The organism is Faecalibacillus sp. H12, from assembly GCF_013361255.1.
GTDB lineage: Bacteria > Bacillota_I > Bacilli_A > Erysipelotrichales > Coprobacillaceae > Faecalibacillus > Faecalibacillus intestinalis.
On record NZ_JABWDK010000048.1, the window covers coordinates 1 to 11,973 of the forward strand.

Sequence of the window (11,973 nt, forward strand, 5' to 3'; positions counted from 1 at the left end):
CACCCTCTCAGGTCGGCTACGCATCGTCGCCTTGGTAGGCCGTTACCCTACCAACAAGCTAATGCGCCATAAGTCCATCATCTACCAGTCCCGTAGCACTTTTCATATAGAGTTCATGCGATCTCTACACCTATGCGGTCTTAGCTGACGTTTCCATCAGTTATCCCCCTGTAGATGCCAGGTTACTTATGTATTACTCACCCGTTCGCCACTCTTCACCGAAGTGAAGCGTTCGACTTGCATGTATTAGGCACGCCGCCAGCGTTCATCCTGAGCCAGGATCAAACTCTCCATTGTCCTTCTATCTCTTCAGACAACTTTGGTCTGTTTAGCTCTTTTTTTGTTTTCTGTTTATTTCTAAACTCTCATTGACGTTGTGTTTTATTCTTTCCTGTTCAGTTTTCAATGTCCTCATCAGCAAGTTTGTTTCCTGCCGACTTGTATATAATACAATTAATTTTCAATAAAGTCAATAACTATTTATAATTTTTTTAATTTTTTTCAAAAACCTGTATTGTAAAATGAAACTGGAATTAAGGAATTGATAACAAGGGGCATGCCCCTTGTTATCAATTCGCGCCTGTGACATGCCCCTCATGTTTATTTTCTTCCATAGAAATCGTATTATATTGTTACCACACTTTATAAGGAGATCTCTATGAACACTATTAATATATTACAAAAAACAAAAAATAAACATCTCGATTTTTCTCATTATGAGTATATCATCAATTCCTTGATTATGTTTAACGCTTCTTATTCTGGTAAGCGCAACATCGGTAAAACTCAATTTATTAAAAATCTTGCTTTGGATGTTGGTACTTCGGTTTCTAATATCTATTCAATTATCAAAGATGCTACGGTCTCTATTAGAGATACTCATCTCAATAAGCATTTTGAACTATCTGCCTTGGCTGCTTTTCAAAAAAGATCCAAGAATCATAAGATTCCTAACAATTCTAAATTTGATAAAGCTACTGATTTTATTTCTCTTGTTGAAAACGAAATCAAATCCAACAAGCTTTCCTCTATTGATGAAACCATCAATTATTTGATTATTCATCAAAGGGATAAAATTAATGATATGGAAACTGTTTCCACTAAAACCTTTTATAACTATGTTCATCAGGGTAAAACCTCTATTAAACCTATCGATCTTCCTCGCATGGTCAGAAGAAAAACAAAGAAGAACTGGAAGACATATATTTCTAAAAGACAAAAAGGGGTTTCTATTACTGAAAGGCCTGAATCTGTCGATTCCAGAGAAGCGTTTGGTCATTGGGAGGGCGATTTGGTTACTAGTCCTAGAGATGGTCAAAATGGTGCTTATCTTACTTTGTTGGAAAGAAAAACTCGATTTTACTATATGATCCCTATTTCTTCCAAATCTTCTAAAAAAGTATATATGCAAATCAACAAGCTTCACAAGTTTTACGGTGATAGCTTTAAAGATATTTTCAAATCCATCACTTTTGATAACGGTAGTGAATTTTCTAGATGGAAGGATATGGAAGTAAATCCTAATACAAAAGAAAAGAGAACCAAGATTTATTTTGGCAGACCCTATCATTCTTGTGACAGGGCCTCAAATGAAAACTGTAATGGACTTATCAGATATTTTATACAGAAAGGTACTGACATCAACACAATAGATAAAAAGACAAGTATTGATATAAATAACAAAATCAATCAAAAGAAAAGGAAGATACTTGGGTATCTTCCTGCTGAAAAATTATTTCTAGATGAATTAGCTAAACTTAATGTAACTGAAAATACGATTTTCTATAAAAATTAGTTCCTATTTTCTCTTATTTCCAGTTTCTGCTTGCAATTCGGTTTTTTTTCAAAAAAAAAGAATAGATCCATAAGATCCATTCTAAATTTTCTACTATTCTCCACCTAAATCTTTTACATCATTTTCAGTTATCTTATCACCGTTTTCAACACAATCAATAAGTTTAGTAATCTTTTTAACATATGATGCGTAAGGTTTCATAACATAGATTGATGTACCATGCATTGAATAAGTTTGATCTGTCATATACCCTTTTCCATCAAGTTGTACATTGAAAACATCCCATTCAGCATTATCATCTAGTTGCATATTAATTAATGATTTAATTTCGTCAGAAGACATGTTTGTTTCAAAGCATCCTTCGATTGCTGTTAAGATTCTTTGAAAATTAGTAATAATCTTTGGTGACATTGCCTTATTCAACATTGCTTTTAATAATTTTTGTTGGTTACGTCCTCGATCATAATCTCCACTTGGTAAATTATATCTTTCTCTTACAAAACATAGCCCTTTATCACCATCTAATTCATTTTCACCTTTTACAATATGATAGTTACCATGTCTTGTTGTAAATTCATAATCAGAATCAACAGTTACTCCGCCTAATGCGTCAATAATATTTGTAATACCACTAAAGTTTGTTCTTGCATAATAGTTAACATCTAAATCTAAAAAGTCTTCAATCGTAGAAATAGTCTCTTCAACACCATAGATACCAGTATGTGTCAATTTATCCATTTTACCATTTTTATGAAGTTCAATTTCACAATCACGTGGAATACTTGTCATTAAGATTTGTTTAGTTTTTGGATTAACAGTAACAATTAAGTTAACATCACTTCTTGATACTGTTGATACAGAACCATATGTATCGATTCCAGTTACATATACATTAAATGGCTTTTCAGTTACATCTGTTACTGCTGTTGTTACTGATTTTGCTTTTTTATCAAATTCATATGTTTTTACAATTCTTGTTTCTTCATCAAAGCCTTCATGATTTAACTCTAACATTGATTTATATTGTGTTCCAACAACAATTGCATCTACTTCTTTATTATAAAGAGCATCTGCTAATTGAGAATATGTATCATATGTCGTATACTTTTGTGTATCAATCGTTTCTTCCATTTGTGCTAAAGCTTTATTTAATGTAGCTTTTTCTTTTTCATATGATCTACCAAAATTAACACCTTTTAAACCATCAAGTGATGCTGTTCCATAATCACTATCTTTTAAAACAATGACATTGATAGCGTATTTTTGAGTTGTTGTTTGTACATTATTTAAGAAAGTATTTCCTCTTGCAGCAAAAGTACTTCCAATTACTAAAACAATTGAAACAATTAAACTCAACACTTTAGAAATAATAGTTCTTTTACTTGTTTTCCCTTCAACAATTTTTTTCTTTCCTGTTTGAATAATAATCCAAAACAATAAAACCAATGCTGCCAAAACAGCAGCTAAAATAGCAAAGTATTTAACAGGTAATAATTTTGTTAAATACACAAAATATAAAAGGACACCAGATGCGACAACTTGTAATGTCAAAATAAGTGCTCTGGATGTCATAAATCGCATAAATTTGTTTTGTTTCATAATCATCCTCCATATGTTGGTTAATTCTCGTTTATCATAGCACAATCGACATTTTATAGCAAATCGCCACTATTTTCTAAATAACATCCAAATATATACTGATTATCTTCTATTTTTGACAATTTTTTCCCATTATATTTTCTACATATTTCTTCTATCAAATATTCATTCTTCTTAAAATGATGATCAACGACAATCCCATTTTCAATCAAGCATCTTATCTTAATAATTGTATAATATCTTTGACTTTCTATCGTATAATGAATTGCTTTATGTGTTGTTTTTTGACTAAGAACAATCGCATGATCCAATAAAAATTTTAAAATAGCGGCTAAGTCATAAGAAGAAACACCTTGATAAATTTGATCAGAATAAGTTCCATAAAAATCAATCTGATGTTCCTTCATGATTTCTGTATACCGATTAAAAACATAATTTAACACAATGTTGTTTGTGTGAATAACCTCTGTCGGTATTTCTAATGATATATCTTGAAGTTCAATTTCCTGATTTTCTTTTAAATCTTTAACAAGCTTTTTATAATCATGAATAATTTTGTTATATTTTTTACTTTTTTGATTAGCAATTTCCACAAGTGTTTCTTCATACTGTAATGCTTGTTCATGAATTTTTCGATTCATTAAACGTTGATAGTACTGCGTCATTTCTAAACATAATATATAAATCAATACAATCATCATTAATGAAACTACATACAAACAAATAATCGATGATAAACGCATTTGATTCATCAGATATTCATTAAAAGTATAAAGATCTAAAAAAATAATAGCTACAAGTGTTATCATAACAAAAAACCAAATATGTTTATTTAATTGAAACTCTTCCTTCAAATACTTTTTTAAATAAAAATATTCTATCACCCATATTCCCTTAGAAATAAAAGTAATCAAATATCCTAAATATCCATCATAAGCATAAACAATATAATATAGTGATTGTTGATTTAATAAAAACATACACAATCCATTAATAAGCAACATATTAACATTCACAAAAATAAGTTTAATTATCTTATTATAAATGTCACCATCATAAAAAAGATGAATATATATTAAGCTTATAATCAATAAGATAATGCCTCCATAACTTATAGCAAAATATTTATTCATCATTAAAGATAAAAAACTCATAAATACTATAAAGAATATTTTATTATACTTTACCTCTACTCTATTTTTAAAGAATAAATCAAGATACATCACATAAATTAAATTTTCTATCAAAACATAAATAATATCTAAAAATAATTTCATCGTATTTTATATTCCTGATAAGCTTCTTTTACAGAATTTTTATATTTATAACTTAAAGGTAGTTGTATTTCATTTTCTAAAACCACCATCATTTCTTTTAGATTAATGTATTGAACATATCTCATATTTACAAGGATTCCATAAGAAATGGTAATAAAATCATTTTTCTTTATCTTCTTAATAAAATCTTTGAAAGTAGAACGTATTTTATACTCCTCTCTTCCATGAATTACAATATAATTTTTATCTGTATGTATATATTGTATATCATCATAATATATCGCAACAATTCGATTACCACTTTCTACAATAATTCGATCGTGATCTGATTCTAATTTTTTAAGTAATCTATTCATCTTATTGTGAATATCTTCTTTTAATTTCTTTTTTCTAATAAAATCAAAAATATCATAATCTATGCTTTTATAAACAATATGATCATATTTAGTAATGATGATTCTAATGTATTTACTCATTTGAGTTTCTTTAAAAAACTCAAATGCTGTCATATTTTCCATCTCATAGTCTATATAAACAACATCAAAATAATCAATTTCATCAATCAACAACTTTGCTTCTTGAAAATATGATACTTCAAACATTTCATACTCTTGTAAGCAATTATGTATTTCTTCTAAAAAGTTTTTTTCATCATCTAAAATTGCTACTTTATACATTATTTCATCTCTTGAACCATTTTTACATAATCCACAATTGTTTTATACGTTCTTCTTGTTTCTTTGTTTTTCATAAACTCTTTTGGCATATAAATATGGTCTTTAGCTTCTGCTTCTCTTTCATCTAATGGAATAGGTGTATTGACAACTCCTAAAATATAATCACATGAAACATTAAAAAATTTAGCCATTTCAGCAACTAAATATATATCTGGGATGGTTCTGTTTTGTTCATAAAACTGTATTGTTTTCAATGATACCTTAAATACTTTTGATAATTCCTTTTGTGTCATTCCTTTTTCTAATCTTAAATATTGTAATCTCTCTCCTAACATTATTTTGTCCTCCATAAAAAGATTCTCGTTTGATAAATAAAGAATTGCGATATTCTACTATTTCAAATAGTATTATATACTTTTTAATCAATAACATTCTAGTTAATTTTCCCACTATTTCTTTAATTTTCCCTAATAGTATCAAATTTTATTTTTTTCTATAAAATAAAATTGAAATCAAGAAAGGAAGTATTATATATGAACCATCTTGCTAAGTATCTAACAATGAAAATAATTCCTAGAGAATATGAAAATGATTTAGATCAAATTGAACTTGCAATTTATGGAATGGAAGGATTGTTATGCAACCTTTCTACCCTTTTTGTAGCAATTATTTTATCATTCATTTTTCATACAACTTACGAATTCGTTTTATTCATTTTCTTTTTTATACCATTAAGATTATCCTATAAAAGTTTTCATTGTTCATCATTTCTACAATGTCTTGTCTTTTCAAACATGATCATTCTCTTTGCCTCATATTTTATTAAATATGTTACAAATATCCCTTTTTTAAGATTGATATGTTTGAGTTTAATAGTAGCCAATTACACTTTATCTTTTGAAAAAAACAAAAGACTTCATTGCATAGAAATATTGATTTTATACTTATGCTCTTTTATTGATTCATCTTTACTTGTTATTTACTTGATTTCTTTATTTATTAACACTATTTTAATTTTATTGAAAAGAGGTGAAAATCATGTTTAAAGGATTATTTGATTTATTAGTTGGTTTTGCAGCAGTTTTAGATGTACCTCCTTCATGGTGGATCTTGTATGAGCCAAAGAAACCCCAAGCATTAAAAAACAAATAAAAAGATGATAAAAACTATCATCTTTTTATTTTCTATTTTATAATATTTCTATGGAAAAATATTATACAACAGGACAATTTGCGAAAATGGCAGGTGTCACATTAAGGACAATTCGATATTATGATAAAATAGGGCTTTTAAAACCATCGCATATTCTAGACAATGGATATCGTCAATATTGTAATAAAGATTTAATTACTCTTCAAAAGATTCTTGCTTTAAAAGAACTTGGATTTTCACTAGAAGAAATCTATCCTCTTATTATAGATAATGATAAAGATAGTTTTAAAGAATCTTTAAAACTACAAACTTCTTTGATTAACCAAAAAATGAATCATCTTAATAATTTAAAAGCAACCATTAAAAGCACTGAAAAAATTTTAGAACATGATCAAATTTCTTGGGAAAAGATTATTGAACTCATTAATCTCACAAATAATGATGAAAGCATTATTCAACAATATTTCAATAGTCAAAACTTATCTACACGTATTTATCTTCATGATCATTTTTCTATTAATAAGGAAAGTTGGTTTGAATGGCTCTATCATCAAATAGACTTTTCTCATGTTTATCAACTTTTAGAAATTGGTTGTGGAAATGGAAAACTATGGGAAAATAATACCTATAATCTAAGAAATAGAGAGATTTTCTTATCAGATATTAGCGAAGGAATGTTAGAAGATACCAGAAAAAAACTTGGTAATGATTATAACTATATTGTTTTAGATGCTCAAAATATTCCTTTTAAAAATCATTTCTTTGATACGGTGATTGCAAATCATGTTCTCTTTTATCTGCAAGATTTGAATCTTGGTCTTTTGGAAATATCTCGTGTTCTTAAGGATTATGGAATATTCTATTGTACAACTTATGGTAAAAATCATATGAAGGAAATTACTGAAATTGTTCATAATTTTGATTCACGTATTCAACTATCTAATAATAACCTTGTAGAACATTTTGGATTAGAAAATGGAAAAACTCTTTTAAGCCCTTATTTTAAACAAATTGAATTAAAGAGGTATGATGATTATTTAATAGTTGATGACGCTAAAGCGTTAATGAACTATATAATGAGTTGTCATGGCAATCAAAAAGAATATTTAGGATATCGTTTAAAAGAATTTCAAGCTCACCTTGAAAAAATCATTGATGAAAATAATGGAATTAAAATTACTAAAGATTGTGGTTTATTTATTTGTAGAAAGTAGTCATACTTTAAGTGTGACACTTTTTTTATTGATAAAATGAAGAAATTTTATATTTTGTATTGACACTTACGTAACGTCATGGTTTATTGTTTAGGAGTAAACAAAAGGAGGTACTTCTATGAAAGGTATCGTATTAGCAGGAGGATCTGGAACAAGACTTTATCCTCTAACACAAGTAACAAGTAAACAATTATTGCCAATTTATGACAAACCAATGATTTATTATCCTTTGAGTATTTTAATGGATGCAGGAATTAAAGATATTTTAATTATTTCTACACCTGATGATACTCCTCGTTTTAAAGAATTATTAGGTGATGGACATCAATTTGGTATTTCACTTCAATATAAAGTGCAACCATCTCCTGATGGATTAGCTCAAGCCTTTATTTTAGGTGAAGAATTTATTGATGGTGAAGCCTGTGCCATGATTTTAGGAGATAATATCTTCCATGGTCATGGTTTATCAAAACGTTTAAGAAGAGCCGCAAATAAAGAAGATGGTGCTACTGTTTTTGGATATTATGTTGATGACCCTGAAAGATTTGGTGTTGTTGAATTTGATGAAAATGGAAAAGCTATTTCATTAGAAGAAAAACCAGCTCAACCTAAATCAAATTATGCTGTCACTGGTTTATATTTCTATGATAAACATGTTGTAGAATACGCAAAACAAATCAAACCATCTGCACGTGGTGAATTAGAAATCACTGACTTAAATAAAATCTATCTTGAAAAAGGTAATTTAGATGTTGAATTATTAGGTCAAGGATTTACATGGTTAGATACAGGAACTCATGAAAGTTTAGTAGATGCAACTAACTTTGTGAAAACTGTTGAAACTCATCAAAACAGAAAAATCGCTTGCCTTGAAGAAATTGCTTATAACAACGGATGGATTTCTAAAGATGAATTAAATACAGCATATGAACTTTATAAAAAGAATCAATATGGTAAGTATTTAAAAGATGTAATGGATGGAAAATTTATAGATCAATAAAAAGGAAGTAAAAAAGATGAAAGTTATTGAAACAAAAATTCCAGGTGTTTTAATTGTAGAAACAGATGTTTTTGGAGATCACCGTGGATACTTTACAGAAACTTATTCAAAACCTAAATATGAAAAATTAGGTATTACTGTTGATTTTGTACAAGACAATATGTCTTTTAGTGCACAAAAAGGAACTTTACGTGGTTTACATTGGCAAAACCCACCTTATGCACAATCTAAATTAGTATCTTGTACTAAAGGAAAAGTTATTGATGTTGCAGTAGATATTAGAAAAGGAAGTCCAACATTTGGTGAATGGGTTTCTGTTGAATTAAGCGCTGAAAATCATCGCCAATTCTTTATTCCACAAGGATTTGCCCATGGATTCTTAACTTTAACAGATGATGTTGAATTTAGATATAAAGTAGATAATGTGTATAATAAAGAATCTGAAGGTGGTATGCGTTATGATGATCCAACAGCTAATGTTGATTGGGGATCATTATTAAATGGTATTGAACCTGTTTTAAGTGAAAAAGATCAAACAGGACCAACTTTAGAAAATTCAAATAATCAATTTGTATACGAAGGAGATAAATAAATGAAAATTTTAGTAACAGGTGGTGCAGGTTTCATTGGTGGAAACTTTGTACATTATATGGTTAATAAATATCCAGAAGATATGATCGTTAACTTAGATAAATTAACTTATGCAGGTAACTTAGAAACTTGTAAACCAGTTGAAGGTAAACCAAATTATAAATTCGTTAAAGGTGATATCGCTGATAGAGAATTTATCTTTGATTTATTCAAAAAAGAAAAATTTGATGTTGTTGTTAACTTTGCAGCTGAATCACATGTAGATAGAAGTATTGAAGATCCTGAAATCTTTGTTAAAACAAATGTTATGGGAACAACTACTTTATTAGATGCATGTAATGAATTTGGTATTAAAAGATATCATCAAGTATCTACTGATGAAGTTTATGGTGATTTACCATTAGATAGACCTGATCTATTCTTTACAGAAGAAACACCATTACACACATCTAGTCCATATAGTTCATCAAAAGCTTCTGCAGATTTATTCGTATTAGCTTATCATAGAACTTTTGGATTACCAGTAACTATTTCAAGATGTTCAAATAACTATGGTCCTTACCATTTCCCAGAAAAATTAATTCCATTAATTATTTCTAGAGCATTAAATGATGAAGAATTACCAGTATACGGTACAGGGGAAAACGTACGTGATTGGTTACATGTTTATGATCACTGTGTTGCAATCGACTTAATCATTAGAAAAGGTCGTGTTGGAGAAGTTTATAATGTTGGTGGACATAACGAAAGAACTAACTTAGAAGTTGTTAAAACAATCTTAAAAGCTTTAGGTAAACCTGAATCATTAATCAAATTTGTTTCTGATAGAAAAGGTCATGATATGAGATATGCAATCGATCCAACTAAATTAGAAACTGAATTAGGATGGAAACCAAAATATACATTTGATACAGGTATTCCTCAAACAATTGATTGGTATTTAAATAACAAAGAATGGTGGGAAAACATCATTTCTGGTGAATATAAAAACTATTTCCAAAACATGTATGTAGATAAAGGAAGAGTTGAAGAATAAAAAACAAATGGATCTCGTCATGAGATCCATTTTTAATTAAACTGATATATATTTTTATCTAAATATTCACTACTTTTTTGTACTTCTTCATTAATATAATCTTGGCCATATTTTTCAATAATCGTTGGTAATTCAGAAAATAGATTCGTACCTAGTGCTAACTTATTCCCTTCTATATTGAATCCCATTGCAGCCAATGTTGTAGGATACATATCCATATGTGTAAATTGTCTATTTTTTATTTGATCAGTCGTCACTTTAGAATTAATAAAACAATTGTATGTCGTTCTTTGGTAATCTGACGGAACATCATTAACATATTGTTGTGCCATTGTTGGATGATCCCCAACTAAAATAATGGTTGTATTTTCATACCAAGATTGACTTTTACACCAATCAATAAAACTATTAATAAGTTTTGCTTGACATGCATATATATTTTCATATCTATTTTCATATGTATCAGGGCAATATTTACATAGAAACCCCTTAGGCATATGACAATCTATAGTTGCCATCGTAAAATTGAATTTACCTGTTTGTGCAAGCTGCGTAATCTCATTCTTAGCTAATTCGAATAATTTATAATCGTCTAATCCCCATTGATTAAGTTCATTACTTTTAAATGAATATTCCTGTTTTAACGAATTAATATCACATATTTTATCAAATCCATGCTGTAAAAATAATTTATCTGTCCCAGCAAATTCTTTTTGAGAACCAATCATAAGTTCTTGTATATATCCGTTTTCATTTAAAATATCTCCAATTGTTTTAGCACCTGGCATAAATCGATTTTGTTGATCCATATCATTAGCAACTTCAACTTTTAAAGGTAATCCTGTAAATTGTGATGTCATGGATGCAATCGTCCAAGTTGTACCTGTAAAAGGTAATGCTCCACCTAGTTGGTCAGTATTAGAAAAATTAGTATTTTGTTTCGCTAATTCAGTTAATTCAGGTAAACAGTTAACATTCTTGATACCACCATTTTCAGTGTCTAAAAAAGTATTTTCAAATGATTCTAAATAAATATAAATAAGATTATTTGTATTATCTCCGCTAATTTTAACATCTTTGGGATTCTGATAGATAATTGTACTATCTCCTATATATTCAGTATTTTTCTTTTTATGTACTTTCTTTTTTTTGTTATAAATTGTTGTTTTTTGAGATTGATAATTGAAATAAGCAGTAACATTATAACGGTTATTTGTATATAATAAACTTAATATCAATGTTATTACAATCAATAGAGAGCCCATGCACTTTAAATATTTGAAAGCTTTAGATGAACATTTTCTATGTAGATATAAAACACCAAAAATAAAAAGAATACTTAAAACAAATGATACAACAATTACTCTAATGATATAAGAAAAAATAACTGATGTATCTGTTCCACTCGTAGGTGATAAAAAAGTGAATAATATTTCTTGAAACTTTACATTTCCAAAATTATTATAAATCCAAATATTCGAGTTCAATAAAAGGATATTAATAAAAACAATTATTGTAAAAACTGTAAGTAAAATCTTATTTTTTTTCTTCAACAGGATCACCTCACATTTATATATAAAAAAAGAAGGAACTGGCAACGAGCTATTTTCGCACAATGTACTATCTTCGCCG

At 28.3% G+C, this 11,973-nt stretch carries 12 protein-coding genes and 1 rRNA gene; 7 read left to right on the plus strand and 6 right to left on the minus strand.

Annotated features, from left to right (window positions below):
- Positions 1–297 (minus strand): 16S ribosomal RNA (locus tag HUU89_RS13885); the annotation flags it as partial.
- A gap of 361 nt (positions 298–658) precedes the next feature.
- On the opposite strand from HUU89_RS13885, the gene HUU89_RS13890 reads away from it, so the two are divergent.
- Positions 659–1,795, plus strand: a complete 1,137-nt coding sequence (locus HUU89_RS13890; protein WP_175302074.1) for an IS30 family transposase — start codon at positions 659–661, stop codon at positions 1,793–1,795.
- Positions 1,796–1,888: 93 nt separating this feature from the next.
- On the opposite strand, the gene HUU89_RS13895 is transcribed toward HUU89_RS13890, so the two are convergent.
- From HUU89_RS13895 to HUU89_RS13910, 4 genes are read right to left on the minus strand one after another with little or no spacing between them, the layout of a single operon-like run.
- Positions 1,889–3,394, minus strand: a complete 1,506-nt coding sequence (locus HUU89_RS13895) for an LCP family protein (protein WP_175302075.1) — start codon at positions 3,392–3,394, stop codon at positions 1,889–1,891.
- A gap of 53 nt (positions 3,395–3,447) precedes the next feature.
- Complete coding sequence (locus HUU89_RS13900; RefSeq protein WP_175302076.1) at positions 3,448–4,671, minus strand: hypothetical protein; 1,224 nt, start codon at positions 4,669–4,671, stop codon at positions 3,448–3,450.
- Complete coding sequence (locus HUU89_RS13905; RefSeq protein ID WP_032089395.1) at positions 4,668–5,348, minus strand: LytR/AlgR family response regulator transcription factor; 681 nt, start codon at positions 5,346–5,348, stop codon at positions 4,668–4,670. The genes HUU89_RS13900 and HUU89_RS13905 overlap by 4 nt, the downstream gene beginning before the upstream one ends.
- Entirely contained in the window at positions 5,348–5,683 is a 336-nt protein-coding gene (locus tag HUU89_RS13910) for a helix-turn-helix domain-containing protein (RefSeq protein WP_052010782.1), read from the minus strand. Before HUU89_RS13910 ends, HUU89_RS13905 begins: the two co-directional genes overlap by 1 nt.
- Positions 5,684–5,881: 198 nt before the next feature.
- Here HUU89_RS13910 and HUU89_RS13915 point away from each other — a divergent pair, with 198 nt between their 5' ends.
- The 6 genes from HUU89_RS13915 to rfbB all read left to right on the plus strand — a co-directional run bounded on the left by HUU89_RS13915 (position 5,882) and on the right by rfbB (position 10,341).
- Complete coding sequence (locus HUU89_RS13915; RefSeq protein ID WP_032089396.1) at positions 5,882–6,394, plus strand: accessory gene regulator B family protein; 513 nt, start codon at positions 5,882–5,884, stop codon at positions 6,392–6,394.
- Positions 6,387–6,500, plus strand: coding sequence for a cyclic lactone autoinducer peptide (locus tag HUU89_RS13920; RefSeq protein ID WP_081918857.1), 114 nt, complete (start codon positions 6,387–6,389; stop codon positions 6,498–6,500). The genes HUU89_RS13915 and HUU89_RS13920 overlap by 8 nt, the downstream gene beginning before the upstream one ends.
- 50 nt (positions 6,501–6,550) lie before the next feature.
- Positions 6,551–7,714: a MerR family transcriptional regulator gene (locus tag HUU89_RS13925; protein ID WP_175302077.1), complete on the plus strand. Its 1,164-nt coding sequence runs from the start codon at positions 6,551–6,553 to the stop codon at positions 7,712–7,714.
- A 118-nt stretch (positions 7,715–7,832) separates the two neighbouring features.
- Positions 7,833–8,714 carry a glucose-1-phosphate thymidylyltransferase RfbA gene (rfbA, locus tag HUU89_RS13930; protein WP_032089398.1) on the plus strand — a complete coding sequence of 294 codons (882 nt, stop codon included), beginning with the start codon at positions 7,833–7,835 and terminating at the stop codon, positions 8,712–8,714.
- Between the two features lie 16 nt (positions 8,715–8,730).
- Complete coding sequence (gene rfbC, locus HUU89_RS13935) at positions 8,731–9,306, plus strand: dTDP-4-dehydrorhamnose 3,5-epimerase (protein ID WP_022001318.1); 576 nt, start codon at positions 8,731–8,733, stop codon at positions 9,304–9,306.
- Positions 9,307–10,341 carry a dTDP-glucose 4,6-dehydratase gene (gene rfbB / locus HUU89_RS13940; RefSeq protein WP_022001319.1) on the plus strand — a complete coding sequence of 345 codons (1,035 nt, stop codon included), beginning with the start codon at positions 9,307–9,309 and terminating at the stop codon, positions 10,339–10,341. It begins immediately after the preceding gene.
- A 32-nt stretch (positions 10,342–10,373) separates the two neighbouring features.
- Here rfbB and HUU89_RS13945 read toward each other — a convergent pair whose 3' ends face one another.
- Positions 10,374–11,894, minus strand: coding sequence for a sulfatase-like hydrolase/transferase (locus tag HUU89_RS13945; protein WP_254697790.1), 1,521 nt, complete (start codon positions 11,892–11,894; stop codon positions 10,374–10,376).
- Positions 11,895–11,973: the final 79 nt, after the last annotated feature.

Coding starts and splice junctions, on each gene's coding strand:
- HUU89_RS13920 (WP_081918857.1), top strand. CDS start 6,387: ATGTTTAAAGGATTATTTGATTTATTAGTTGGTTTTGCAGCAGTTTTA.
- rfbA (WP_032089398.1), top strand. CDS start 7,833: ATGAAAGGTATCGTATTAGCAGGAGGATCTGGAACAAGACTTTATCCT.
- HUU89_RS13890 (WP_175302074.1), top strand. CDS start 659: ATGAACACTATTAATATATTACAAAAAACAAAAAATAAACATCTCGAT.
- HUU89_RS13910 (WP_052010782.1), bottom strand. CDS start 5,683: ATGTTAGGAGAGAGATTACAATATTTAAGATTAGAAAAAGGAATGACA.
- rfbB (WP_022001319.1), top strand. CDS start 9,307: ATGAAAATTTTAGTAACAGGTGGTGCAGGTTTCATTGGTGGAAACTTT.
- HUU89_RS13895 (WP_175302075.1), bottom strand. CDS start 3,394: ATGAAACAAAACAAATTTATGCGATTTATGACATCCAGAGCACTTATT.
- HUU89_RS13900 (WP_175302076.1), bottom strand. CDS start 4,671: ATGAAATTATTTTTAGATATTATTTATGTTTTGATAGAAAATTTAATT.
- HUU89_RS13905 (WP_032089395.1), bottom strand. CDS start 5,348: ATGTATAAAGTAGCAATTTTAGATGATGAAAAAAACTTTTTAGAAGAA.
- HUU89_RS13915 (WP_032089396.1), top strand. CDS start 5,882: ATGAACCATCTTGCTAAGTATCTAACAATGAAAATAATTCCTAGAGAA.
- rfbC (WP_022001318.1), top strand. CDS start 8,731: ATGAAAGTTATTGAAACAAAAATTCCAGGTGTTTTAATTGTAGAAACA.
- HUU89_RS13925 (WP_175302077.1), top strand. CDS start 6,551: ATGGAAAAATATTATACAACAGGACAATTTGCGAAAATGGCAGGTGTC.